Annotated in this window: 23 protein-coding genes and 1 tRNA gene; 17 read left to right on the top strand and 7 right to left on the bottom strand. The window is 37.4% G+C overall.

Features of this window, described 5'->3' with window-relative positions; translation table 11 throughout:
* The 12 genes from JMI89_RS10040 to tssE all read left to right on the top strand — a co-directional run.
* Positions 1–650, top strand: a 650-nt coding sequence (locus JMI89_RS10040) for a hypothetical protein (protein ID WP_220679996.1), incomplete at its 5' end; no start/stop codon positions are given.
* 10 nt (positions 651–660) lie between these two features.
* A complete protein-coding gene (locus tag JMI89_RS10035) occupies positions 661–1,284 on the top strand; it encodes a hypothetical protein (RefSeq protein ID WP_220679995.1) in 624 nt (207 codons plus the stop codon).
* Between the two features lie 86 nt (positions 1,285–1,370).
* Entirely contained in the window at positions 1,371–2,924 is a 1,554-nt protein-coding gene (locus JMI89_RS10030) for a hypothetical protein (protein ID WP_220679994.1), read from the top strand.
* 10 nt (positions 2,925–2,934) lie between these two features.
* The gene (locus JMI89_RS10025) at positions 2,935–3,555 is read left to right on the top strand and encodes a hypothetical protein (protein WP_220679993.1); all 621 of its coding nucleotides are present in this window, start codon (positions 2,935–2,937) and stop codon (positions 3,553–3,555) included.
* Between the two features lie 370 nt (positions 3,556–3,925).
* Positions 3,926–4,198, top strand: coding sequence for a PAAR domain-containing protein (locus JMI89_RS10020; RefSeq protein ID WP_187755947.1), 273 nt, complete (start codon positions 3,926–3,928; stop codon positions 4,196–4,198).
* A complete protein-coding gene (locus tag JMI89_RS10015) occupies positions 4,198–5,400 on the top strand; it encodes a hypothetical protein (protein WP_220679992.1) in 1,203 nt (400 codons plus the stop codon). Before JMI89_RS10020 ends, JMI89_RS10015 begins: the two co-directional genes overlap by 1 nt.
* Positions 5,401–5,407: 7 nt before the next feature.
* A complete protein-coding gene (locus JMI89_RS10010) occupies positions 5,408–8,782 on the top strand; it encodes an ImcF-related family protein (RefSeq protein ID WP_220679991.1) in 3,375 nt (1,124 codons plus the stop codon).
* A 175-nt stretch (positions 8,783–8,957) separates the two neighbouring features.
* On the top strand, positions 8,958–10,568 hold the full coding sequence (gene tssA, locus JMI89_RS10005; RefSeq protein ID WP_220679990.1) for a type VI secretion system protein TssA: 1,611 nt from the start codon (positions 8,958–8,960) through the stop codon (positions 10,566–10,568).
* A gap of 69 nt (positions 10,569–10,637) precedes the next feature.
* Positions 10,638–12,401, top strand: a complete 1,764-nt coding sequence (gene tssF / locus JMI89_RS10000; protein WP_220679989.1) for a type VI secretion system baseplate subunit TssF — start codon at positions 10,638–10,640, stop codon at positions 12,399–12,401.
* Positions 12,365–13,384, top strand: coding sequence for a type VI secretion system baseplate subunit TssG (gene tssG / locus JMI89_RS09995; protein WP_187755942.1), 1,020 nt, complete (start codon positions 12,365–12,367; stop codon positions 13,382–13,384). Before tssF ends, tssG begins: the two co-directional genes overlap by 37 nt.
* Before the next feature lie 18 nt (positions 13,385–13,402).
* Positions 13,403–13,918: a type VI secretion system lipoprotein TssJ gene (tssJ, locus tag JMI89_RS09990; protein ID WP_187755941.1), complete on the top strand. Its 516-nt coding sequence runs from the start codon at positions 13,403–13,405 to the stop codon at positions 13,916–13,918.
* Position 13,919: 1 nt separating this feature from the next.
* Complete coding sequence (tssE, locus tag JMI89_RS09985) at positions 13,920–14,345, top strand: type VI secretion system baseplate subunit TssE (protein ID WP_187755940.1); 426 nt, start codon at positions 13,920–13,922, stop codon at positions 14,343–14,345.
* A gap of 132 nt (positions 14,346–14,477) precedes the next feature.
* Here the strand turns inward: tssE and JMI89_RS09980 are convergent, their stop codons facing one another.
* Positions 14,478–15,017 (bottom strand): hypothetical protein, encoded by a 540-nt coding sequence (locus tag JMI89_RS09980; RefSeq protein WP_187755939.1) that lies wholly within the window; start codon positions 15,015–15,017, stop codon positions 14,478–14,480.
* Positions 15,018–15,146: 129 nt separating this feature from the next.
* Here JMI89_RS09980 and ffh point away from each other — a divergent pair, with 129 nt between their 5' ends.
* Positions 15,147–16,529 (top strand): signal recognition particle protein, encoded by a 1,383-nt coding sequence (gene ffh, locus JMI89_RS09975; protein WP_220679988.1) that lies wholly within the window; start codon positions 15,147–15,149, stop codon positions 16,527–16,529.
* A gap of 105 nt (positions 16,530–16,634) precedes the next feature.
* Here the strand turns inward: ffh and JMI89_RS09970 are convergent, their stop codons facing one another.
* Complete coding sequence (locus JMI89_RS09970; protein ID WP_220679987.1) at positions 16,635–17,381, bottom strand: M48 family metallopeptidase; 747 nt, start codon at positions 17,379–17,381, stop codon at positions 16,635–16,637.
* Positions 17,382–17,715: 334 nt separating this feature from the next.
* On the opposite strand from JMI89_RS09970, the gene queA reads away from it, so the two are divergent.
* A complete protein-coding gene (gene queA / locus JMI89_RS09965; protein WP_187755936.1) occupies positions 17,716–18,744 on the top strand; it encodes a tRNA preQ1(34) S-adenosylmethionine ribosyltransferase-isomerase QueA in 1,029 nt (342 codons plus the stop codon).
* A gap of 51 nt (positions 18,745–18,795) precedes the next feature.
* Here the strand turns inward: queA and JMI89_RS09960 are convergent, their stop codons facing one another.
* The gene (locus JMI89_RS09960; protein ID WP_187755935.1) at positions 18,796–19,476 is read right to left on the bottom strand and encodes a M48 family metalloprotease; all 681 of its coding nucleotides are present in this window, start codon (positions 19,474–19,476) and stop codon (positions 18,796–18,798) included.
* Positions 19,477–19,635: 159 nt separating this feature from the next.
* Between JMI89_RS09960 and tgt the strand changes: the two genes are divergently transcribed.
* The 3 genes from tgt (at position 19,636) to JMI89_RS09945 (ending at position 23,183) form a co-directional block, all read left to right on the top strand.
* Positions 19,636–20,778 (top strand): tRNA guanosine(34) transglycosylase Tgt, encoded by a 1,143-nt coding sequence (gene tgt / locus JMI89_RS09955; RefSeq protein WP_187755934.1) that lies wholly within the window; start codon positions 19,636–19,638, stop codon positions 20,776–20,778.
* A gap of 612 nt (positions 20,779–21,390) precedes the next feature.
* Positions 21,391–21,467, top strand: a tRNA-Pro gene (locus tag JMI89_RS09950).
* A gap of 552 nt (positions 21,468–22,019) precedes the next feature.
* Positions 22,020–23,183 carry a M20 aminoacylase family protein gene (locus JMI89_RS09945; RefSeq protein WP_187755933.1) on the top strand — a complete coding sequence of 388 codons (1,164 nt, stop codon included), beginning with the start codon at positions 22,020–22,022 and terminating at the stop codon, positions 23,181–23,183.
* Between the two features lie 59 nt (positions 23,184–23,242).
* On the opposite strand, the gene JMI89_RS09940 is transcribed toward JMI89_RS09945, so the two are convergent.
* The 4 genes from JMI89_RS09940 to JMI89_RS09925 are packed head-to-tail and all read right to left on the bottom strand — an operon-like array spanning position 23,243 to position 25,883.
* Positions 23,243–24,067, bottom strand: coding sequence for a PTS system mannose/fructose/sorbose family transporter subunit IID (locus JMI89_RS09940; protein WP_187755932.1), 825 nt, complete (start codon positions 24,065–24,067; stop codon positions 23,243–23,245).
* Positions 24,068–24,081: 14 nt separating this feature from the next.
* Positions 24,082–24,924, bottom strand: coding sequence for a PTS sugar transporter subunit IIC (locus tag JMI89_RS09935; RefSeq protein ID WP_187755931.1), 843 nt, complete (start codon positions 24,922–24,924; stop codon positions 24,082–24,084).
* A 23-nt stretch (positions 24,925–24,947) separates the two neighbouring features.
* On the bottom strand, positions 24,948–25,439 hold the full coding sequence (locus tag JMI89_RS09930; protein ID WP_187755930.1) for a PTS sugar transporter subunit IIB: 492 nt from the start codon (positions 25,437–25,439) through the stop codon (positions 24,948–24,950).
* A gap of 24 nt (positions 25,440–25,463) precedes the next feature.
* Complete coding sequence (locus JMI89_RS09925) at positions 25,464–25,883, bottom strand: PTS sugar transporter subunit IIA (protein WP_187755929.1); 420 nt, start codon at positions 25,881–25,883, stop codon at positions 25,464–25,466.
* Positions 25,884–26,031 lie beyond the last annotated feature (148 nt).

The following is a 26,031-nucleotide window of genomic DNA, read 5'->3' as shown; positions in this document are numbered from 1 at the left end:
CGATGTACCAATGTTTAGCCGATTTTTATAGCTTTGTTCAGGGTTATCATTTTAGTTGGTCGGATTTAGATTGTGATGATGATTTAGATAGGTTATTTATCGAAAAAAGCCACAACCGTCCTCAAAACACAAGTAATAATCCGTACGGCTTTATGAGTGCTGACTATGGTGAAGCGCAAATCGGGAGGGCTGTGGGTGATTTATTCTTGGGTAAATTGGCCAGAAAAGCCGGTTATATTAATGTTGCCTTGCCGAATTTTATTAAGGGTGAGAGTTTTTTTCGTATAACTATTACACTGCAATCGAAAGATCATTCTGGTCAAACTGTGACATTACGGGTTGAGCCGAAAAAGAAAGAGGGTGCCATCGATACAGAGGCTCCTTTGGCAAAGGTGGTGCAAACGCATAGTACGCCGCAAGATGTTAGTGAGTGGTTTATGATTGATAATTTGCGTACTAAATTAATTGGCGAAGAATACTATAATTTTGGCGATGGAGAAAAATATCCGATTAAAACCAGCTGGTATATACAGCAAAAACTGTGTGAAATTAACGGCAACTATGGGGTGTTTGCTTTTATCCACTACTATCCGGAGGGGGAAGGCGAGGGCAAATTCCCGAAGATTATTGAGTATAAATACAATTGTTAAGGAGTTACAGATGAAAAAATTAGCAATATTGTGGTTATTGGTGTTTAGTTTAATTGGCTGTGGCACCGAGCAAGAAAAACGGGTCTTACAAGCGGAATTTGATGAATCTAATCCTTCGGGTAATAGTGCGATTTGTTTATCCAATGGCTTAAACCCACGTGAATGGATCAACTTAACCGAACCCTATACAACCTATGATATTACTCCTGGTATAGAGCGTTACGATTATTTAGTTATGGCTAATAACTGGCTTAATAAGCGCTTAGCCATTTTTGCGCAGCTGGGATTACTTAATCAGCAAGCGCTGGCCAATGGTCAATATCGCTATACCCTAACCGAGCTAGGGGCAAAGTATCTTTATAAGGATAATCGGTTCTGTTTTGGTCGGGTAGTGATAGTGGATATGAAATATCAGAAAAAACAAGATGGCAAGCATTTGTATACTTATCGTTATTATCTGGAAAATGTACCGGATTGGGCCAACAATCCTCTTTTAGATGAAATTAATTCGGTGATTAGGGATATTATAGCTCGAACAGCAGAAACTAAAGCGCGCGGAGGGATGGTATTTTTAACGTCCAATAAACGGGAAGTTGCATGGGGAGATCCTGCTGGTAGTAGAAGAATATTTTAAGGATAGGGTATGAAGAAATTAGCGATATTCAGGGTATTAATAGCTACCGTTTTCCGGATCTGAATGTTCAAGGTGGTAGCTATGAGGTGATACGCAATATTCAGGGCAATTGGCAATTGCCCAGTTCGGTAAGCGGTAGAGAAACAGGCAAAATGGTTACCATTGAATTTGTTTATGCGACGGATTCACTCACAGAGCTAAATACGCTGAAAGCCAGCTCAAGTGGCAATATTTTTCGTAGAGGGTTACGGTTTTTTAAAAACAACAATGACAAAATACAATTACCAAGAATCTCAATGGAATTGGAAGAATTAAGTGCCATATTTAATACCCATAAAACAATCTCAAAAATTAAAGTGGAAAATGGTCAACTGTTGGTCGTTCAGGCGATAAGTATGGCGTTGAACTACATCAGTTACCAAGCGAATAGTAAGCTGATTAAAGATCTCGATATTCCAGTGCATATGAAAGAGGTTCTGCGGATGAAAAACCGTTCAATATTGGTTAATTCAGTGCTATCCGGTGTGCAAATTGCCTCGTCACTGTCGATATTTTTGATGGGGTATAAACATGCAAACAATATCAACTTAGTGGCCAGCACCGAATTATTAAGTAATATGAAAGGGGTTTATTTAATCGGTAAAGTAGCCGGAGCCGCGGCGTCATTTATTGCAATCGTGGATGGCCTTGTGGCATGTGTTAAAGATTTGCCGAGATTTTATGCTGGTGATAGTGGCGCATTGGGATTTCAAATTGGCAGTATTATGGAGATCACCGCCGGGGTGTTAGGATTATTTGCCTTAGCCGGCTTGTGTTTTCCGGGAATAGGTTGGGTGATTCTTGGCTTAGCGGTGGTGGGAATGCTATTAAAGGGTCAATTTAGTGATGATTCAGATAGTTGGGACGTGATGCAGTGGTGGTTTAACCGCTGTCCCTATGGGTTACATGATCACGTGGATAAGCAGCCACCTTATCCGGAAACCCATATAGCGATGTACCAATGTTTAGCCGATTTTTATAGCTTTGTTCAGGGTTATCATTTTAGTTGGTCGGATTTAGATTGTGATAATGATGTCGATAGGCTATTTATCGAAAAAGACCACAACCGTCCTCAAAACACAAGTAATAATCCGTACGGCTTTATGAGTGCAGAGGATGGTGAGGCGAAAATCGGGAGGGCTGTGGGTGATTTATTCTTGGGTAAATTGGCCAGAAAAGCCGGTTATATTAATGTTTCCTTGCCGAATTTTATAAGAGATAAGAGTTTTTTTCGTATAACTATTACACTGCAATCGAAAGATCATCCTGGTCAAACTGTGACATTACGGGTTGAGCCGAAAAAGAAAGAGGGTGCCATCGATACAAAGGCCCCTTTGGCAAAGGTGGTGCAAACGTATAGTACGCCGCAAGATATTAGTGAGTGGTTTATGATTGATAATTTGCGTACTAAATTAATTCGCGAAGAATATTATGATTTTGGCGATGGAGAAAAACATCCGATTGAAACCAGTTGGTATATACAGCAAAAACTGTGTGAAATTAACGGCAACTATGGGGTGTTTGCTTTTATCCACTACTATCCGGAAGGGGAAGGCGAGGGCAAATTCCCGATGATTATTGAGTATAAATACAATTGTTAAGGAGTTACAGATGAAAAAATTAGCGATATTGTGGTTATTGGTGTTTAGTTTAATCGGTTGTGGCACCGAGCAAGAAAAACGGGTCTTACAAACGCGATTTGATGAGTCTAATCCTTCGGGTGATCGTGCGATTTGTTTATCCAGTGGCTTAAACCCATCTGATTCGATCAATCTAACCGAGCCTTATATAACCCATGACATTATTCCAGGTACGGATGATTACAATCATTTAGTTGTAGCCAATAACTGGCTTAATGAGCGCTTAGCCATTTTTGCGCAGCTGGGATTACTTAATCAGCAAGCGCTGGCCAATGGTCAATATCGCTATACCCTAACCGAACTGGGTTCAAACTATCTTTATAAGGATAATCGGTTCTGTTTTGGTCGGGTAGTGATAGTGGATATGAAATATCAGAAAAAACAAGATGGCAAGCGTTTATATACTTATCGTTATTATCTGGAAAATGTACCGGATTGGGCCAACAATCCTCTTTTAGATGAAATTAATTCGGTGATTAGGAAAATTATAGCACTAACGCCGGAAACCAAAGGGCGCTCGGGAATGATATTTTTAACGTCCGATAAAAGGGAAGTTGCATGGGGAGGACGTGTTGGTAGAAGAATATTTTAAGGATAGGGTATGAAGAAATTAGCAATATTCAGGGTATTAATAGCTACCGTTTTCCGGATCTGAATGTTCAAGGTGGTAGTTATGAGGTGATACGCAATATTCAGGGCAATTGGCAATTGCCCAGTTCGGTAAGCGGTAGAGCAACAGGCAAAATGGTTACCATTGAATTTGTTTATGCGACGGATTCACTCACTTTTAAGGATAGGGTATGAAAAAATGATTATTAATTGTCTTTTATGATGCATACTGTGATAAAAGCTGTTATAAATAATGTTTAAAAAATACCAAGTGTTTTTGTGAAATGTGTAGTTTTAGTGTATAAAATAACAATAACAATAACAATAACAATAACAATAACAGGAATACTCCAATGGGAATACTTCGATGTGTAATTCGTTTAGGGGATGCGACTAATCATGGCGGTAAGGTGATTTCAGCATCATCCACTACTGTAATACGGGGCAAACCGGTAGCGCGTGTAGGTGATATGGTTAGCTGCCCTAAAAAAGGTCATGGCATTACGCCGATTATTGAAGGTGAATCAACGTTCAAAGATCAGGGTAAACCTGTTGCGTTAGATGGTCACCATGCTGGCTGTGGTTGTGTATTGATTTCATCGTTATCAGATGTAGGTAAAGGTTAATGCCGGTAGATTTAACTCAATTGCCTCAAATCCAGCCACCATTGAAAAAATTTAGCTGGCGTTATTGGGCTATTTTATTCTTAGTATTTATGGTTATCGGTTGCCTAATCACCATTGTTGTGAGTTTTTTTTACCCACAGTCTAATTTATCATTTGTACTTTATGCGTTAGTTTTACCCGCTACGATTTGGTTATTGGTGTTTTTATATGGTCTCTATTATCGAGGTTATCGCGAAGCATATATCAAAGAATGGAATTTGTATCGTGAAAAACGCCGTCAACAGTTGATTGATTATGCAAGGCGTGGGTTGTATGTATTACATTACTCATTGACTACTGAATATGGTCAAAAAAGAAATGCTAATAGCGTGGTGAGTTGTCAAAATGTTATCACAGCTAAAATACCCAATGGTGAAAGTCATGCCATTGCTCATACGTCCTTACCTTTACCGGATAATATTAAAAGTAGTTATTTTCATGAAAGACTTGAAATTATTTTTAAATATTGGTGTGTTGAGTGTAAATCGTTATTTGCGCTGATTCCTACTGATTTGAATATCCATGTTCGACTATTCATTGATACCGCAACGCCAGTGGATAACCTTGAAAAGCTATGGCGGAAAACATTTGGTAAAATGATATCCTCTAGTAGTTTTCGTGTAGAAGATAACAAAAACAATTCAACTTTTATTGAAAAGTGGTTAGATAATAGTGAACACGATGATGATTTATTGTTGTTAATTAATGTTCATCTATTTAGCTCACCAAAACAAAATGAGGCTGAATCAGCGGTATTGATGTTATTGGTGGGTGAACAAGTCATAAATCGCTTAACCTCACTAAAAGAGCAAGATATGCTAGCTAAAATCTACCGTAGTGAGCAGACCGATACACTTGAGCAAACCATCGATAATACATTATTGTGGGGACAAGAAGATAATCAACCTTATGATGGTGTTTGGTACAGTGGTGTAACGACAGAACAAAATATTGAGATTATGAATCATTTTAATTACATTGAATTTGAGCATGGTAATATCTTCAATATTGATACGTCAATCGGTAATACGCAAAATAGTGCATACTTTCTTGCAACGGCATTAGCCATTGAACATGCACTGGAAACTAACAATAAACAGTTGATTATTATTGGTCAACCTAAAATAACAGCATCCGTAGTGACAACTATAGCAAGAAAATAGGAATATGATGAAAAAAATTATTATAGGATGGATTGTCCTGCTGGTATTAATTGCACTGACATTAATTTTCTTTATCTGGCAAGGCAGCTTTTCATTTATTAGTACTACAGACGATAAATGGCTAGGGACCGCATTTGTATTAATAATGGTGCTTGTGCTATCGCATTTACATAGTTTAGTTTTTTTAATGTTAAACAAAGTTATTAAATTTAACTTTAAGCTAAACGATAATAGCCATATTGATACCGATGATAAAAAAACAACTAAAAAGAAAAAGCAAGGTCCGTTTAATGAGATTGTTAGTCGTTTACGTTTACAATATGGTCTATTTTGGCGCCGTAAAATCCGGAAATGTTTGATTGTTGGAACCCAGGTCGATACAGAACGTTTATTACCTAATTTAACAACTGAACATTGGCAATACTGTGATACCACGTTAATGTTATATGGTGGTGATTTAGCTGATGAACCGAATACAAACTGGCTACTTGCGATTAAAAAAAGTTTTGGTCGCCTAATTTGGATACGTCGTAAACCGATTGATGCCATTATTTGGTTACTGCCGGCTGATTATTTGCACTTAACACGCCAGCAACAAGTCAAATTAGAAAAAATTGCTATGCAAATTAAGGCGCGTAATCAGGTTTTAGGCTGGCAGGCACCGATTTATTTAGTTTCAACTCAGACCAGTGAATGGCAACAAAATGGACGAGTTGAGCAAAGTGTAGGACTATTTTTTAGTCAATTAAAGTTAACTGATCTTAATCATATTGATTCACTAATTGATCAGTTAGCCAACGCTTGCTGCGAAAAAGGCATGCAGCAGGTTATGCAAGATACCCGTTATGATTTTTTATTAAAGCTAAGCCATAATCTGGTGACAAGTGATAAAGATCGCATTAAAAAATGGTTGACTAAATGGCTATCTTTGCCAAAAATTGTTTCGCCACGCGGTCTGTTATTTTCACCTTTACCATCAATCACCAAAGATGCTGAAGAAGCTGATTATTTACCTGAACATTATTTAACAATGTCACCTACCTGGCGAACCATTAGTGATGACAGTGCTAAGCAATCTGGTTCAAGAATTGGAATTGGTTGGGAAACCGTGTTATGTTCGCTAGTATTATTCACTTCCGGTGTGCTTGGGGTTGGTCAGCTAACCTCTTATCACCAGAATCTTCATTTAATTACAGAAAGTTCGCAATTAGTTAATAAGGTTAACCAATCGATTGCAAATAGTTATGGCGAGCAACTGGAAGCTCAATATGCGCTACAACTTAAAATGTCGCAGCTTATTTATCGCCAAGCGCATGGTGCGCCAATTAGTTATCGATTTGGATTAGATAAAAATAATAGGCTATTAGTTGCGCTTTGGCCCCATTATATTGCAGCTAACAATCGTAATATCGCACAACCTTTTTTTTCATGGCAAACCGATTACTTGAATAGATTAACTGCAATGTCACCAAGCGATCCCTCTCGCATAAAAGTGATTAATTCCAGTTATGAGGTATTGAAAGCGTATTTAATGTTAAGTCATCCAGATAAAATCGATGTGAATTATCTTGCTGATTTTGCTACGCGTATGTGGCAGGCGCCACCTAATATTGATAGCAAGCAATGGCAAAAAATGATGCCAGAATTGGTGGTGTTTTATGGTGACACAGTACATAGTCATCCTGAGCTTGCTCAAAAACCGTCTGAAGGATTAGTAAAAGATGTTCGGCAAATACTGATTAATCAAATTGGGATCCAAAATGCTGAAAACACTATTTATCAAACCATTTTGCAGCGGGCTAGTCAAAATTATGCTAACCAAAACCTTAATATAATGTTAGGTGAGATAGATAGTCGGATGTTATTTACATCAGATGATGAAGTATCAGGCGTGTTTACTCGTAAAGCATGGGAAGGCTTTATTAAAGACGAAATAGCCAATGCGGCGAAATTGCGTCAAGAGCAAATTGACTGGGTATTAACTGATAGTGCTGAGAAGGTAACATCAACAGTATCACCAGAAGTATTGCGTCAACATCTCACTGAGCGTTATTTTAGTGATTATAGTGCCGCATGGTTGCTATTTTTAAATAACATTCAATGGCGTCAGGCAAATAATGTTGCGGATGTGATTGAACAATTAACATTAATGTCCGATGTGCGACAATCGCCAGTTATTGCGCTGATGAATGTTATTAAATACCATGCGGAAGTTGCTTATACCGGTCGGGGAATATCGGATAATTTAATTCGTTCAGCACAAGAATTAATCCATGAAAAAAATCCAGCAAAGTTAAATGTTAAAGTGGAAGCCTCCGGCCCATTAACGCCAACTTTTGGTGTGGTGTTAAATCTATTAAATAGTGAAACGGATAATAATGGTTTAAGCCTACAAACCTACTTGCTGCGTGTTACACAAGTACGTTTAAAACTGCAAAATATTACTAGTAGTGCAAATCCACAAGCAATGGCCAGATTGTTAGCCAAAAGTGTACTTCAAGGAACCTCTGTTGATTTAAGTGAAACTCGTGACTACGGTAATTTGATTGCCGCTAATTTAGGGGAAGAGTGGTCTGGTTTTGGCTATAGTTTATTCAAACACCCCTTGGAACAAGCATGGCAGGTAATCTTAACACCAGCAGCAAGCAGCTTTAATGATACCTGGAAATCGCAAATCGTTTATGAATGGGAAAAAACTTTTGCCGGACGTTATCCATTTAAAGATAGTGATAACGATGCATCACTAGCTGAACTGGCGCGCTTTTTACGTCCAAATGCCGGTATGATTGATAGATTCATTAGTAATGAATTGGGCGGCATTTTAGAAAAACAGGGTGATAATTGGGTTATTAATTCCGTTAATGCGCAAGGGTTAAACTTTTCACCAAAATTTATTGAAACCCTTAATCTTTTTAATGCATTATCCAATCAATTATTAAGTAGTGGCGATGCCAAAATTGCGTTCGATTTAATGCCGCGAAGTGGCGGCAATGTGATGCGCAGTGAACTGCATATTGATAAACAAAAACTGGATTATTTTAATCAAATGCCAGTTTGGCAACGTTTTACTTGGCCAGGTGATGGTTATGCACCATATGCTCAAATAAATTGGAGTAGTAATGAAACTGGGCAACAACTTTATGAATATTATTCCGGAGATTGGGCATGGATTCGATTGTTGGAATCGGCGACGATTCGTCAGATTGATTCAGGTCGTTACGAAATAATCTGGCGGCTACCAAATCGAGGTAAACTAAAATATATCTTGCGTAGTCAGTCTGGTGAAGGTCCATTAATTTTACTTAAATTGCGTGATTTTAGTTTACCGGAAAATGTATTTGAAATTCGTAAAATGGATGAAACAATGAAAATGACATTATGATTAAGTTTATGTTAACTATTGGAAACGCCAAGTTAGTTTTTTCAAACTTATCAGAAGTCGGAAAGCGTTATCATTAAGATTAGAAAAAAATTGCTCAATCAAGTGAAATTATTAGGCTAATAGCATATTGCCAGTATAACACGATAAATAATAATAAAAGATGTAAGGAATCGTTATGCTAAATCAATTAATTAGTCGCTTCTTTAGTAAACAAGATGCGCAGCAATCGATAGAATCACGGCTCAGTGAGCAATGGGCGGATTGGTTATTACCGATTAGTCCAGAAAAACCTGCTGGCGAAGATTTAACTTATCATGATAATTTTCAAGAAATTAAAGAAGAAGTTGCGAAATTGTCAGGTGTGGATTATCCATTAATTGTCCGCATCAGTGAAGATATCTTAAAACAAAATAGTAAAGATATTCGTGTAGCGACGTATTATTGTTTAGCGCGCTTACAAGTTGATGGAGCATCTGGTTTTGCCGATGGTTTAGAACTCTTAGCGGGGTTATTACAAAAATTTGGTTTAACGCTTTATCCATCACGAAGCAATATTCGAAAAAATGCTATTGAGTGGTTAGCCAGCGCCAAATTTACTGACATTTTAAATAAGTTACAACCCATTGCGGAAGTAAATTTAACGCGGATTGTAGCTGCACTCAATCTAATTAATGATTGTAATCAAGCATTATTCCATAATGATAATGCAACAGAATCATCAATACCTAATTTAGATGCATTAATTCAATTTTTTGCTAATAGTATCAAACAACCTGTGAAAATCGAATCGTCCCGAGCTATTCAGCCGGATGCTCAACAGCAAGAAACACCTTTGCCAACAAGCCAAAATAAGAGTGATTTTACGATAAGTTCGCAGCGAGATTTGCTTGAACAAGCCAGACGAATGGCGGCTTATTTGCGTGAGAAACCGAGTGGTTATTTAGCTGCTGGTCGAATGTTACGTGCGCTGCGTTGGGATATCATTGATCAATTACCGCCAATGGATCATCGTGGTAAAACTCGGTTACCCGCGCCACGGACTGAGGTCAGACAAAATATCAATCGTTTAATCATTTCGCAACAATGGGATGAGTTATTTGAACGCGTTGAAGCTGCGTTTATGGAAGGCGCAAATCATTTTTGGTTAGATCTACAGCGCGCAGCGGTATTGGCATTACATAAAAAAGGAGGAGATTTTCAGCGTTGGGCAGAAATCTTTTTAACAGATGTTGGTCTATTTTTAGAACGTCTACCTGGCATTGAACAATTAACCTTTGATAATGGCGTACCATTTGCTGATGCTGACACGTTACAGTGGATTGAAACACAAGCTAAAATTCATCATTTAGATGAAGATACCAGTCTAGTACCCATTATTGTCTCTGGCGATAACGACTGGAATGAAATTGAAAAACAAGCATTAGAATTAGCTGAAAGTGGCGGATTAGAGAAGGCATTTGTGTGGTTACAAAATTTACCAACGATACGTTTACCAAAACAAATCTTCTTATTGCAATATACCCAAGCGCGTATTGCTGAACAAGCTGGTAAAGTTGAAATTGCCTATAAGTTATTAGTTGGTTTAGACAACAAACAGCACGACATCCATTTGAGTGAATGGGAACCAACATTAATTTTTGATATTAAGCAACAGTTAATTCGCTTAATTAAACAGAAAATACAACATAAAGATAGCGATAGAACACTATTGATGAATGAAATAGAACGATTACAGCAGGAACTTGTCTATTTAGATCCGGCACGCGCTATTACGGTTATCGGTTAACAACTTGGTAATAATTTGCTATCACGTAATAGCAATCAATACTACTAAATAAGATAATAGAGAACAACAATGAACGATTTAATCCAGCGTTATTATGAATCTGAAATGCGTTATTTGCGTGAAGCCGGTAAAGAATTTGCGAAAATTCATCCTGATAGAGCCGCGCAATTAAATTTAGATAAAGTAGGGGATCGCGATCCATATGTGGAACGTTTATTTGAAGGATTCGCCTTTTTAATGGGGCGTTTACGGCAAAAAGTGGATGATGATTTACCTGAACTAACCGAAAGTTTAGTTAGTTTACTCTGGCCGCACTATTTGCGGTTAATACCATCATTATCGATTGTTCAGTTACAACCTGATTGTGCCACTTTATCACGTCTGGAAAAAATAGATGCGGGGTTAATGGTACAAACCGAAGCTGTAGGGCCAGCGAGTACACGTTGTAAATATCGTACTACTCAAGCCGTCAATTTACAGCCATTGGAAATAACCCAAGCCAAACGCTCGTTCGGTTCTGACGGGCGAAGTATTATATCCTTACGTTTGAGTTTTGGGGAGTTAGCTGATTTTGAACAGTTAGACTTGTCGTGTTTGCGATTGTATTTTAATGCCGATGCGCCGATTGCCAGCCATTTACATTATATGTTTACCCATCAAGTTAGTTCAATGCATTTACGTTATTCTGACAAACCAGAAAGCCGAATAGCGTTTAATGGTCATATTACTCCCGTTGGTTTTGCTGAAGATGAACGTTTATGGTTAAAACCGGATAACGCATTTGCAGGCTATCAACTGTTATTAGAGTATTTTTCCTTCCGTGAAAAATTCATGTTTGTTGATCTACATGGTTTAGAAGTACAGCAACTTTCAGAGTATTGTCGTTATATTGATATTGAGTTAGTGTTAAACGAAACATGGCCGTCAGATATGCCTTTTGATCACCATAATATCTGTTTACATTGCGTACCCGTGATCAACTTGTTTGCGCTTGAAGCCGATCCAATTATTGTTAATCAATTAGAAAGTGAATATTTGCTTCGTCCGTTGTTGCGTCAAGATGGTCATGTTGAAATTTATTCTATTGAACATGTTGAAGCAATTACGCGTAATGGGCGTTATGATTATGTGCCTTTTACCAGTTTTAAACATCGTGGCGGTATGTTACGGCATGATGCACCAGAACGTTATTATCATACTCACGTTCGCAAAGGTGCATCAGGTTTACATGATACTTGGCTGATTTTAGGTGGCAAAATTTGGGATAAAAAGGAAACGTTAGAAACTGAAACGTTATCGCTACGCGTTACTGGGACCAATGGTATGCTACCGCGTAAAGCATTGCGCAATGCCAGTATTAACCACTTAGCAAGTGCGCAAGCTTACATCAAAAATGTGAAGAATCTGTCGGCCTTGACATTACCTTGTTATCCACCAACCGAAGATCGCTTTCATTGGCGTATATTGTCACATTTGGCGCCGAATTACTTATCATTGATGAATGCTGAGGTATTGCGCGGTACACTCGCACTGTATGATTGGACCGATAACGAGCTTAATCGCCGTCGCCTCGAAGGTATTGTGGAAGTTAATCATCGTGAAATTAAACGTATCGAAAAGGGTCTATTGCAACGTGGTGTTGAGATTGAAGTAACCCTAAATACTTATCAATTTACCGGGGAAGGCGACGTTAGATTATTTGGCGAATTACTTAATCAATTTTTTGCACTTTATGCGGATATGAATTTATTTACTAAACTTGTTTTGATTTTATTACCCACTGGAGAAAAGGTGACATGGAACAGCAGCAAGACATCACGACCAGCCCTTTGATGCAGCAACTTGAAGCTAAGTTAGCTAAAGTCAATTTTTACCGGTTTTGTCAATTATTAGAACAAATGACTGATTATGAACTTAAAATGGGTACCAGTGAATCGCCGGCAGATGATCCGTTACGTTTTGCTCCGTCTGCTGAAATGAGTTTTCCTGCCGCTGAGTTATTGTGTATTGAACGGGAACCATATTTAAATCGCCCAGTAACGGTGAGAACACGTTTTCTTGGTTTATATGGGGTGGATTCGGTATTACCGCCGATTTTATTGGATGATATTGTGTGTAAAGTTGATGGTTATCAAACTGTTATTGATTTTCTGGATATTTTTAATCACCGAATTTTGACACAGTTTTATCGAATTTGGTTGAAATACCATTACCCAGCAAGCTATTTAAGTGGTGGTAAAGATCCTATTTCTCGTTGTTTGCTCGGGTTAACTGGATTAGGTATTAAAGGTACACATGAACAAATTGGCACGCCGATTTCAAGATTTTTAGCTCTGTTAGGTCTGGTGACACAGCGCACCCGTACCGCAGGCGGAATTATTGGTGTGATTAAGGTGTTGGTGGCGGATTGTGATGTCGAAGTTGAGGAATTCAATACCGTTTGGGTCAATACGCCAGACTTAGCTAAATTAGGCGATGGTAATACGGCTTTAAACGGCAATATGGTATTAGGACGTCGTTTCAGAGAGTGTAACCAAAGTGTTAAGGTCATTATTAAACCACGAAAGGCATCAATTGTTGAATCGTTACTGCCTGCAGGACAATTACACCAAGATATTATGACCTTATTGCGACTGTATTTAGGATATCAGATTGATGCTTATTTGATTTTATCTATTTCTAGCATTTTTTTACCCCGAACCCGATTAGTTCATGCAGGGGCGAGATTAGGGCAAACAGCATCTTTAATTCAATTAAATACTAAACCAAAAGAGATTAGAGTTAATATCGGGCGTTACCGTGGGTTGGCGGCATAATATTTAATAAGGAATAACATGAAAGCGTTTAATAATATCATTTATTTAGCACTATGCATTGTGTTAACAGGCTGTGGGTTGGCTCAATCGGTGTCGGAAGGAACGGCAAACGTTGCGAAAGCAATTTTCATTTGGGACGTTAGAACCGTTCATTTGGATTTTACTGCACGCGCAGAACTTAATATCGATGATAATCATCAATCATCACCAGTGATGATTCGCATTTATCAATTAAAAGAACCCAAGAGCTTTGAATCTGCAACGTACTCTTCGTTAGTTCAAAATGATCAAGAAACGTTAGCTGCATCATTATTGGCTACAAAAGAGATTGTACTTAAGCCAAAGACATCTATTTCGATCGATATGCCTTTTGATAAAGAGGCCGATTATGTTGGTATCATTGCGCTTTTCAAAGATCCGGATATTAAAGCTAATAATTGGCGGATTTTACTAAAACGTGGTGATCTTAATATCAATAGTCCACGGTCGATAATTGCCAATAAATTTTCTATTACGCTAGTTGCAGAGGAATAAAATGGGCGCGTCAATCTATGATACATTATTTGGTTTTTTTCAATCAGGCACATCGGTTAATGATACTGATGAAAAAATGCAGACGATTATCAGTGTGATGGATAATATTGGTCGTATTTTAAATAGCCGAGCGGGAGCTGTTAAGCATTTACCTGACTATGGTTTGCCGGATATGTCGATGATCTACCAAGCTTTACCGACATCGGCCTATGGGTTAATGCGAGCCATGCAGGTAACCTTGTTAAAGTATGAACCTCGTTTATCAGCAGTTGAGATTGAGCTACTAGATGACGATGACAAAATGGTATTAAGCTATGAGCTAACCTGTCATTTTAAAGAAGGTGGTCTGGTAAAATATGGCACCTATTTTACGCCGGATGGCAAAGCGCAAATGGAGTACACCCATCGAAAACGCCGGCAGTCATAAGTATGAATTTCAAACCATATTATTTAAAGTTTAGACTAATGGGTAGTAGCCAAATAGGGTTAATACAGGGGCGGTTGCAAAAAATCAGTGCAGTGATTTTTTGCAATATCCAATTAGTGAGTAAAGTTTAAATTATAGAATCACACTAGTACCATCAAGCTCTTTTTTGATTTGTTCAGTACTTTTTTCCAAAGCGGGAATTAATTGCTGTTCAATAATATCAATTTGCGCTTGAAATTGTTTAATGCCACTAGGGATGGAAATATCGCCTTTGGCAATTTTTTGTTGGGTTGTGGCAATGTTACGGTAAAATTGTTGAGCAAGACGTAAAAATTCTGGCGGTGTACCTAATGTTGTTTTAGAATACTTCATGTTTTCCCAAACTAATGAGTAGAAATTAGGTGATTCATTGCGAGCACCAAAGTAATTTGGGTCTTGTAAGCGAATCATTAACTCTTTAAGAATAGCAATATTATCTTGTAGTTCGTATTGAAGCGATTTTTGTAAATAATAATTTTCTTTGTAGCTGGTCATATTTTCAAATTGCACCGCTTGTTGATAACCTTGATTTGCGGCTAAAAAAACACCGACTACGGTTGACACTAAGATAAACAGCTGGCTAACCCAAAAGCTTGTTTTTTTTATTTCATTAAAATTTTCTACAGACATCATGGTTTTCCTTGCAAGTTTTTTTTATTAAAATTAAGCAAAATATGTGATCAGATAACACAATCACATCACCCAATATTATAATTTTCTGTTATTATTGTACAAAAATTTTTTAGTGTGATTGAGAACATTATGTTTGAGAATTTAACCGACAGATTATCACAAACGTTACGTAATATTAGCGGTCGAGGTCGTTTGACTGAAGACAATATTAAAGATGCACTCCGTGATGTGCGTATGGCATTATTAGAGGCCGATGTAGCGTTACCGGTGGTACGTGAATTTATTAAACAAGTTAAAGAAAAAGCACTTGGTTTAGATGTCAATAAGAGCCTGACACCGGGGCAAGAGTTTATTAAAATTGTTCAGCACGAATTAACGGTAGCGATGGGGGAAGTTAATAGTACCTTAAATCTTGCAACTCAACCGCCTGCAGTTATTTTGATGGCCGGTTTGCAAGGTGCCGGTAAAACGACCAGTGTGGCAAAATTAGCTAAATTTTTAAAAGAAAAGCAGAAGAAGAAAGTATTAGTGGTATCCGCTGACGTGTATCGTCCAGCAGCGATTAAACAGCTTGAAACACTGGCTAATGCGATTCAAGTGGAATTTTTCCCTTCAGAAATCAATCAAAAACCACTTGATATTGTTAACCGCGCCATTGCACACGCCAAATTACAATTTTTTGATGTTCTGATCGTCGATACAGCAGGGCGTCTGCATGTTGATGGCGAAATGATGGCTGAAATTCAAGCATTACATCAGGCGGTTCAGCCGATCGAGACATTATTTGTTGTTGATGCGATGACCGGGCAAGATGCTGCCAATACCGCTAAAGCATTTAATGATGCCTTACCATTAACGGGTGTGATTTTAACGAAAGTCGATGGTGATGCGCGCGGTGGGGCAGCATTATCAATTAGACAAATTACCGGTAAACCGATCAAATTTTTAGGGATGGGGGAAAAAACCGACGCCTTGGAGCCATTCTATCCCGATCGTATTGCGTCTCGCATCTTAGGAATGGGGGATGTGATCTCTTTAATTGAAGAGTTAGAAAGTAAAGTTGATCGTGAAAAAGCCGAGCGAATGGCAAAAAAATTCAAAAAAGGTGATAAGTTCGACTTTAATGATTTTTTAGACCAACTCAAACAGATGCGAAATATGGGGGGAATGAGTGCGATGCTGGCTAAATTGCCAGGAGCCGGCCAATTGCCTGAACATATTAAAGCGCAAATGGATGATAAAATTACTGTTAAAATGGAAGCAATCATCAATTCCATGACATTCAAAGAACGCTTAAATCCAGAATTAATTAAAGGTTCGCGTAAACGTCGTATCGCACAAGGTTCAGGGACCCAAGTGCAAGATGTAAATAAGTTGCTCAAGCAGTTTGACGATATGCAGCGCATGATGAAAAAAATGAAGGGTGGTGGCATGATGAAAATGATGCGCAATATGAAAAGTATGATGGGCGGAGGTATGGGCGGTTTTGGTGGTGGCTTACCACGTCGTTAATATGTAAACATCGTTACTATATAAGAGATAAATATTGCAACCAAACTATTTATCTCTTTATTGGGATCAAAAAAATCTTTGTAAATTAAACATCATCAAGTGAAGTTATTGCGTTTTTTTCATCTGGGCAATTTTTTGCCGAATATTGTCTGCCCGTTGTTTGGACGACGGATGTGAGCTTAAAATCGAAGCATCGCCACCACCTAGTTTATCAAATGCATTAGCTATGCCTATTGGATTGATCCCTTTTTTGACCAGGAAATTAAAAGAGTAATTATCGGCTTGTGTTTCTTGCTTTTGTGAAAACTGGGAATTAATCAGCTGCTCAGCCAGATCACCGATTTGTGATTCGGTTAAAGTTGCCAAGGTTGAATTGGTGGATGTTGCGATGAGCCCGCGTGTTATCTGTGTTGCATAGGCTACTTGCATAGCTTTTTTACTATGACCCAGCGCAACATGACCGAGTTCATGACCCAATACACCTTGAATTTCGTTATCAGTCATTTTATCCATTAATCCACTGTAAACACGTACGCAACCATTTGCCATTGCCCATGCATTGACATCTTGGGTTAAATAAACTTTATAATTAATTTTTGTACCATTAATCGTATAGCCTAAAGTTTTAGCAATTTGATTCAAACGCTGAGTATAAGGGCTATTTTCGGGAGCGATGTGAGATTTTGCATCCATTTGTTTGCAGGAATCATCGCTTAATTGTTTAATATCTTGATTAGATAATGTGGCTGTTTCATACGCTTCTGCCCCTACTGTTACTAATTTTTCAGGGGTGATTTGGCAGGCGGTGGTCGATAATCCTAACATCAATAAAACCATTAATTTTACTTTCATCTTATCATTCCTATCAGTCAAAGTTAAATGAACATACTTTTAGTATGTAATTAATTTATATATATTTTAACATAATACTCTGTGTGTTTTGGAATCTATTTTTTAACAAAAAATAAACTTTCATCAATATAATAAATAGGTTAAAGGTGTTTTGAATGAGAAATTAATTACGGCGATTTTTTGCTAACGTTATATATAAGGTATAAATTTGCTTGGGTTAAATATCATTATACCTCTGCACACGATTGCTTTATCAATTGTCAAAATTTTATTCTTGCATCATGAAAAATAGCCAATTAGACTAGTGAGCTATTTTTGATATGTGGTTTATGTTATGCAGCTTTCAGATTTTCATTTTGATTTACCTAATGAGCTTATCGCTCGATATCCAACCGAAAAACGGAGTGAATGCCGTTTACTTAGTTTAGATGGAGCAACGGGGCATCTGGATAACGGTGTTTTTACCGATATTGTTAATAAATTACAAAAAGGTGATTTATTAGTCTTTAACAATACACGCGTTATTCCCGCTCGTTTATATGGGCGAAAAGCTTCTGGTGGTAAGATTGAGATTTTAGTCGAAAGATTATTGGATAATAATCGTGTATTAGCGCATATTAAAGCATCTAAATCACCTAAAGTCGGTGCCGAACTGTTTCTAGGTGAAAATGAGCAATTTAAAGCGATCATGATAGCCAGACAGGATACGTTATTTGAATTGCAATTCCCTGATGATGTGTTAACTATTTTAAATCAAATTGGTCATATTCCGTTGCCCCCTTATATCGACCGACCGGATAACGAACACGATCGCGAGGTTTATCAAACGATTTATAATAAAGTACCCGGCGCCGTTGCTGCACCAACGGCCGGTCTGCATTTTGATGAATCTTTGTTGGCGCAATTACAACAGAAAGGGATTGAAATGGCATTTGTTACATTGCATGTTGGTGCCGGAACATTTCAACCGGTTAGAGTTGAAAATATAAAAAATCATGTTATGCATGCCGAGTATGCTGAAGTATCGCAAGAAGTTGTTGATGCTGTCAAAGCTTGTCATGAGCGAGGTAATCGGGTTATTGCGGTGGGTACAACGTCAGTGCGTGCGTTAGAAAGTGCGGCGCAAAAAACGGGACACATTGCGCCATTTTTTGCCGATACCCGAATTTTTATTTATCCAGGTTACCAATTTAAAGTTGTTGATATATTAATTACCAATTTTCATTTACCTGAATCAACATTAATTATGTTAGTTTCGGCTTTTGCCGGTTATGAAAATACCATGTGCGCTTATCAAGAAGCCGTGAAACAGCGATATCGCTTTTTTAGTTACGGTGATGCAATGTTTATCACCAAAAAGTAATTCAATATTAACCTTAGGCATTTTTTTGCATAAGGTTAATGGCGTAATGTATCAATCAGTTGATGGTGAATGGATTTTCTCAATGAGGATATTCTTTCTAGCGATAGCATCGGGATGTGAATAGCTGGTTTGTTTTTGATGATGATTGAGTTTATCCATCATGGTGATTAATCCATTTGGGTCAATATGGGATTGCTTTAATAAACGAATCGCAAATTCATCCGCTTCTAACTCTTGTCGTTGTGATAGTGATTGTGGGGTAAGCAGGATAATTTCGCCATTACTCATAATTTCGGCTGATTTAGCCGCGTGGAATGCATTGATTGAGTGGTTTAAGGCAATATGTCCAATTTCATGAGCGATAACTGCCTGAACTTCATTGTTATTTAATGTTTTTAATAATCCACTGGTAACCCTGATACAACCATTTAATGATGCCCAGGCCGCAGGTTGTGTATTTAAATAAACTCGATAATTTAACACTTTTCCATTTATCGATTTGGGTAATAATTGGGTAATTTGATTCAACTGTAATTGTAATGCATGTGATGGGCTGGTTAAAACTTCATAGCGATCTTGTCTGGCACAGCTTTGTTGATTGAATTGAATAATTTGTTGTTCCGTTAATTGCGCGAGTTGTTGTTGATTCATAATGACTTTTTTATCAGCCTGACATGATGCGAGTATCATCGTACAGCAAGCTAACACAACTGAAAAACTCAAACCTTTCATTTTTTTCCATTTGTACCTTATCGTTAAATGATGGTGAATATGGTATCATAATCTGCTTAATTGAGGGGATTTTATGTTATAAAAGGCGTTTTTATAATATAAGTTCATGAGTAATAGTAATAGCGCGCCAAACTGTATATTTGGTTGCAAGAGGTTGATATGAAGTTTGAATTAGATAATACCGATGGACTCGCTCGTCGTGGAAGAATGAAATTTGATCGCCGAGGGGTGGAATATACAGTCGAAACACCTGCTTTTATGCCAGTAGGGACTTACGGCACGGTAAAAGGGATGACCCCAGAAGAAGTTGCAGCAACGGGGGCACAAATTTTATTAGGTAACACTTTCCATTTGTGGTTAAGACCAGGTCAAGCGGTTATGCGTAAACATGGTGATTTGCATGATTTTATGCAATGGCAAGGTCCTATTCTCACCGATTCTGGTGGTTTTCAGGTATTTAGCTTGGGTGATCTACGTAAAATCAAAGAAGAAGGCGTCTATTTTCGTAATCCTATCAATGGTGATGCAATTTTCTTATCACCTGAAATTTCAATGGAAATTCAATACGATCTGGGTTCTGATATCGTGATGATTTTTGACGAATGTGCGCCATTCCCAGCTGATTGGGATTATGTGAAACGTTCGATGGAAATGTCATTACGTTGGGCTAAACGCAGCCGTCGACGATTTGATGAATTAGGTAACCAAAATGCACTATTTGGTATTGTGCAAGGAGGGATTCATCAAGAATTGCGTGATATTTCAATTAAAGGTTTAACCGAAATTGGTTTTGATGGTTATGCTGTTGGTGGGCTTGCTGTTGGTGAACCGAAGGCAGATATGCATCGTATTTTAGAGGGTACTTGCCCACAGTTACCGGCCGATAAACCACGTTATTTAATGGGGGTTGGTAAACCGGAAGATTTGGTGGAAGGTGTGCGGCGGGGAATTGATATGTTTGATTGCGTCATGCCAACCCGTAATGCCCGTAATGGTCACTTATTTGTTACTAATGGGGTGATTAAAATTCGCAATGCGAAATATCGCGATGATACCACACCACTCGATCCAGAATGTGATTGTTATACTTGTAAAAATTATACTAAATCTTACCTGCATCATTTAGATAAATGTGGCGAGATTTTAGGGGCTAGATTAAATACTATTCATAACTTACGTTATTATCAACGTCTGATGGCTGAAATTAGACAGGCAGTGGCAGATAAACGTTATGAAGAATTTGTCAGTGATTTTTATCAACGGATTGGTAAAACACCAGCACCTTTAAATCATCAGGAATAATGGCGAATTAATTATTATTTAATATCATATTGGTTTAAGTACATAGAACGGTAATTACACCGTTTTATGTCGTTCTTTTATGATATCATGCACACGATGATTTACCTTAAATTTGTTGTTTAATAATGTTTCAATTTTAGTCGATATATAATCAATATCATTCCACAATTATAATGATGTTTGATTATCACTGTATATATAGATAGAAATAAGAATAAATACCAGATAAACCAGAGTTCTACATTCAGCATAATTTGTTACCTTATAACAATCCCGCCATCGAAGCTCAATTTTCAGTCATGATAAAAGTTGTATCCAACACAATGTTGATGATTTTTGTTTTTACAGGAATAAGGACCACAAATTATTGGCGTAAGTATTACAGCATGTTGTTAATGGTTAAATCATATATAGCGAAATAGGCACCGATATATTAATGAGTTGGTGGTAATAAGTTCATTTTAAGCGCCGTGCATTTTATTTATTCCTTCAAGCCGGTGGTAAGTTTTCTGATACTTATCAATTAATTGCTATCTTTTACGCTAATTTAATGTAAAATGAATCAATAACTATTGACAGTTTTAAATAAGCAAGATATCATGCGCATCCTAACGGCGAGTAGCGCAGCTTGGTAGCGCAACTGGTTTGGGACCAGTGGGTCGGAGGTTCGAATCCTCTCTCGCCGACCAATTTCAAATAAAAGAGCCTACTTAATGAGTGGGCTTTTTTATTGCCTATAGTTTGATAGGTTGAAACCGCTAGGAAGTTCATGCCAATCGCCGCAAGATAAAATGGTTTTGGCAATGCTCCACCGTACTAGCATAAAATATTAGTAATCCGCTCTTGCCAACCAATCCTAAGTTTTTCATATTCTCTGATTCTCGCTCATAAGTCATTTTTACATTACAAATTGATGTAAACTATTTTTGTTGTCGACATGGTTTATCTTGACGCAAATAAATTGTAGGCAATATTTTATCTGGCATTGATGGTTAATTTTATGATGTCTTTTTTGTAATAAGATAAACTATTTAACAATATAACAAATAAACATAAATATATTCAAATTCATCATTTCTGATTTATTCTTGACTGGATTTATAGTGTGTGTATTAAAATTTACTTTGATGATAAGCAATGAGATGATTTTCATTAACCACAACCATTTTGCTTATTCTGATAAAGTGTTTAATTAACCAGCAATTTAATCTATTGAATTTATACTCACAAGGATATTAAATATGACCCAAGATTTGCATCCAGAAATTTTACGTTTAAAGCAAGAGATGATTCAATGGCGTCACCATATTCACAGTTATCCCGAAACGGCGTTTGAAGAACATAACACAACGGCATTTATTATTGAAAAATTACGATCATTTGGTATCGATGAATTGTACACGGAGTTTGCGCCAACGGGTGTTGTAGCTATCATAAAGGGAAATAAAGCCGGTAAATGGATTGGTTTACGAGCAGATATTGATGCATTAGATATTATTGAAGATAATCAAATAGATTATTGCTCAAAGATCAAAGGTAAAATGCATGCTTGTGGTCATGATGGTCATACCGCCATGTTATTAGGTACCGCAAAATATTTGGCCAGCCATCGTGATTTTGCTGGAACAGTGGTGGTTATTTTTCAACCTGCTGAGGAGAATGAAGGTGGTGGTCGCGTTATGGTGGAACGTGGTTTGTTTGATCGCTTCCCAATTGAGGAAATTTATGGTTTGCATAATCAACCGAATATGGCATTTGGTGAATTTTATATCCGTAAAGGACCATTTATGGCAGCTTATGATGTTTTTGACATCAAGATCGTCGGTAAAGGTGCGCATGCTGCCGGACCACATAATGGTTATGATACCATAGTCACAGCAACCCAGGTGGTTAACTCTTTACAAACGATTGTTAGCCGCAATATTAATCCTATTGATTCAATTGTTATTAGTGTAACGCAAATTCATAGTGGTGATACCTGGAATGTTTTACCCCAAGAAGCGGTGATTCGTGGTACAGTTCGTACCTTCAAACCAGCGGTACAAGATTTAGCGGAACAACGTATTAAGGAAATTGCGCAAGGCATTGCAAATACGTTTCACGCTACGGCACAAGTTAATTATCAACGACGTTATCCAACCACTGTAAACCATGAATATGCAACTGATTTAGCGCTTGATGCTGCTATTGCACTTGTTGGTAATGATAAAGTACATTGTGATATTCCACCATCAATGGGGTCGGAAGATTTTGCTTTTATGTTACAAGTTAAGCCAGGTGCCTATATTTGGTTAGGTACCGGTCCTGGCGCGAATTTACATCATCCTCAGTTTAATTTTAATGATGAAATTCTCACGACTGGGGTAGCCTATTTTGTAAAACTGGTGAAAAATCAATTAATTTGATTAGTGAATTGCGAAAGTTTAATAATGCCAACCTTTTAGGTTGGCATATATATTAAAATTTAAAATAGACCAATTACAACACCAACAGAAGTAATGGCGGTTAATATTAAAATTACAGTTGTGGCTGTCATTTGTTTAACCGAAATTAACCACCAGGCTAATAACACCATGCATAGTGGTAAAATTTTCGGAAAAATCCCGTCTAAAACCTCTTGTAATGGTTTAATTGACTCGCCCATTGGGATTTCTAGTTGGCTATTTAAAATAATATTTCCAGCAGCCAAACCACCTACTACCATTATACCCAGAACATTAAAGGCATCAGTGATACGTTTTACATTATCACCAATAATATTATCAATTGCGTTAAGACCGAGTCGATAGCCATTGAAAAAACTCAGATAAGAAATTAAAGGTCCTAAAATACCATAGGCAAGGATATAAAAGATGGGACCGATAGGATTACCATTTGTCGCCATCCCCATAGCAATCGACAGCAACACAGGTACAATAATTCCTTGAATTAATGAATCACCAATCCCAGCTAAGGGACCCATTAATGTTGCTTTGATGTTGATAGGTAATTCTTCGGGGACATCTTTACCTAGAGCGATTTCTTCTTCCATTGAAGCCACAATACCGTTAATAATTTGCCCGGTTTGCGGTTCAGTATTATAAAACATAGAATGACGGACGAGTAATCGCTTTTTGGCATCAGGAGCATTTTTATAATATTTTTCCACAAATGGAAGGTAAGAAAAAGCCCAAGCATGAGCTTGTAATTTTTCATAACTCATTGAAGAAAGATGGGTAAATCCCCAACGATACCAAATCTGACGTAATTCTTTTTTGGTTAGCCTTGGTTTTTCAGTTTGCTTGTCCATTATAGATTCTCCACTCAGAATAGATCTTCATCTTCAAAAACTTCATTGGCGGTATTGCCACTATTGGTATTTGTTGCTGGTACATTTGATGCAGCTACTTTATTGTTGGCAACAAAGTATAGATAAGCGATTAAAGCTGAAATAAATACCAACGCAATCATACTGATTTCAGTAAAGGCCAACAGAACAAAACCAAAGAAAAAGAAAATAAACTGGATCCTTGACTTAATTACAATATTCATCAGCATCGCAATACCAAGTGCAGGTAATACCCCTCCTAATACTGAAATAATGTGGGTAATGACTTGCGGTACGTTTTTTAATAACCAATCAACAAGATTTGCACCATAATATATAGCTAAAAATATCGGTACGGCACGAATAAGGAAGGTGGTAATCTGAGGATAGATAAGATGATTAAGGACAATTCCTCGGCTATTACCATTTTCTGCTGCTTGTTGGGCGCGGTTATTCCAAAATGAATAGAGTGCCATACGAGTATTATAAAAGATTAACCCGAAGGTTTGTCCTAACAAAACAGATAGCGTTACAGCGATAGCGGGATTTTGGGTTGTAGCAAGCGCGAGTCCAATACCACCATATGCGGCATAAGTGATCTCGCTGTTTGTTGCGCCACCAGTGGATAAGTTAGCGATGAATACCGTTTGTACAGCTAATCCACACATAACACCTGCTTGTATATTACCAAATGCTAAGCCGACAAGTAGCCCGGCAACAAGTGGTCTACCAACAATATAGAATCCCCCCGACATTCCAAATAACCAAGGTGATTCTATTGCACCTAAATAACAAAATAGGCCAGTAAATAAAGCTGGAATAAAAAGTGAAACTTCCATAATATTTTCCTTTATGTTATTGGTTAAGCTGCATCATATTTTTTCTTCATGCTATCCCAACTTTTAGCATCATCATCAGGCAAAAGTTGAAATTCAATATTAACGCCTTTGCTTTGAATGTAGTCGAAAGCTTGGTAGTCGTTGTCGTCAATTGCGACTGTTCTACCAATAACTTTTGCCCCAGCACGCGTATTCATGCAGCCAACATTAAGCGTTTTGCCAATGTTGCCACCGGCTGCTAATAATTTGGCAAAAGTTTGTGGTGAATCACTAATTAAAAAAAAGTTTTTTGATGATTCGATACCTTGTTGAATTTTTTCTATACCTTGTTGCACCGTATAAATACCGATTTTAAGGTTCCCTGCTGCGGCTTTAAGGACTCGTTTACGTAATTCATCAGCTGCGATGTTGTCTCCGATCACTAAAATGCCATCAACAGGCCTAACTTTAGACCAGCGAGTGGTAATTTGACCATGGATTACGCGGTCATCTACTCGTGTAAATGTAATTGTCATAATGAATTCTCCTGCTTATAACAGCTAAAAAATCGAATCTTCGGTAAAATTATTCGTTAATGGAGGTGTGGATATTGACGAATGTCCAGTTTCTAATGCGATTTTAACGAGTTTATCGATATCCGTTTCTGTTGCAGAGACGGTACCAACTTCTATTAAGATTGGTAGGTTATAGCCGGTAACAATTCTTATTTTATTTGGGTTGGCTAATGCATAGCGATAGCTTTCATTATAGGGAGTACCACCGATTAAATCACAAAATACTAATACGGGTTCTTTTTGTGTTAAAAGATCTAACATATTAATTAATCGTTGACTAAAATCAGCAATACCATTGTCATCAAGTTTTATAGCTGTAAAAATATCAGGATTTCCGGCAATCATTTGATAGCTTTTTAATATTGCTTCGCATAGTTCACCGTGTGATGTTATAACGATTTTCATGACTTTTCCTTATATAATAAAAGTATTATATGTTTTATATCTTTACATATTAAAAATTTAATAACAAACGATAAAAATTAAATTATTTTATAAATGAGATTGTTATCACATTTTTATACTTTTATTTTATTGACAATAGCATGTAAGT

The sequence above is a fragment of the Frischella sp. Ac48 genome (assembly GCF_019641635.1).
Taxonomy (GTDB): Bacteria; Pseudomonadota; Gammaproteobacteria; order Enterobacterales; family Orbaceae; genus Frischella; species Frischella japonica.
The sequence above is the reverse complement of the archived record's forward strand: the minus strand, read 5'-3'. Positions and strand labels throughout refer to the sequence as shown.

Coding starts and splice junctions, on each gene's coding strand:
- JMI89_RS10035 (WP_220679995.1), top strand. CDS start 661: ATGAAAAAATTAGCAATATTGTGGTTATTGGTGTTTAGTTTAATTGGC.
- JMI89_RS10025 (WP_220679993.1), top strand. CDS start 2,935: ATGAAAAAATTAGCGATATTGTGGTTATTGGTGTTTAGTTTAATCGGT.
- JMI89_RS10020 (WP_187755947.1), top strand. CDS start 3,926: ATGGGAATACTTCGATGTGTAATTCGTTTAGGGGATGCGACTAATCAT.
- JMI89_RS10015 (WP_220679992.1), top strand. CDS start 4,198: ATGCCGGTAGATTTAACTCAATTGCCTCAAATCCAGCCACCATTGAAA.
- JMI89_RS10010 (WP_220679991.1), top strand. CDS start 5,408: ATGAAAAAAATTATTATAGGATGGATTGTCCTGCTGGTATTAATTGCA.
- tssA (WP_220679990.1), top strand. CDS start 8,958: ATGCTAAATCAATTAATTAGTCGCTTCTTTAGTAAACAAGATGCGCAG.
- tssF (WP_220679989.1), top strand. CDS start 10,638: ATGAACGATTTAATCCAGCGTTATTATGAATCTGAAATGCGTTATTTG.
- tssG (WP_187755942.1), top strand. CDS start 12,365: ATGGAACAGCAGCAAGACATCACGACCAGCCCTTTGATGCAGCAACTT.
- tssJ (WP_187755941.1), top strand. CDS start 13,403: ATGAAAGCGTTTAATAATATCATTTATTTAGCACTATGCATTGTGTTA.
- tssE (WP_187755940.1), top strand. CDS start 13,920: ATGGGCGCGTCAATCTATGATACATTATTTGGTTTTTTTCAATCAGGC.
- JMI89_RS09980 (WP_187755939.1), bottom strand. CDS start 15,017: ATGATGTCTGTAGAAAATTTTAATGAAATAAAAAAAACAAGCTTTTGG.
- ffh (WP_220679988.1), top strand. CDS start 15,147: ATGTTTGAGAATTTAACCGACAGATTATCACAAACGTTACGTAATATT.
- JMI89_RS09970 (WP_220679987.1), bottom strand. CDS start 17,381: ATGAAAGTAAAATTAATGGTTTTATTGATGTTAGGATTATCGACCACC.
- queA (WP_187755936.1), top strand. CDS start 17,716: ATGCAGCTTTCAGATTTTCATTTTGATTTACCTAATGAGCTTATCGCT.
- JMI89_RS09960 (WP_187755935.1), bottom strand. CDS start 19,476: ATGAAAGGTTTGAGTTTTTCAGTTGTGTTAGCTTGCTGTACGATGATA.
- tgt (WP_187755934.1), top strand. CDS start 19,636: ATGAAGTTTGAATTAGATAATACCGATGGACTCGCTCGTCGTGGAAGA.
- JMI89_RS09945 (WP_187755933.1), top strand. CDS start 22,020: ATGACCCAAGATTTGCATCCAGAAATTTTACGTTTAAAGCAAGAGATG.
- JMI89_RS09940 (WP_187755932.1), bottom strand. CDS start 24,067: ATGGACAAGCAAACTGAAAAACCAAGGCTAACCAAAAAAGAATTACGT.
- JMI89_RS09935 (WP_187755931.1), bottom strand. CDS start 24,924: ATGGAAGTTTCACTTTTTATTCCAGCTTTATTTACTGGCCTATTTTGT.
- JMI89_RS09930 (WP_187755930.1), bottom strand. CDS start 25,439: ATGACAATTACATTTACACGAGTAGATGACCGCGTAATCCATGGTCAA.
- JMI89_RS09925 (WP_187755929.1), bottom strand. CDS start 25,883: ATGAAAATCGTTATAACATCACACGGTGAACTATGCGAAGCAATATTA.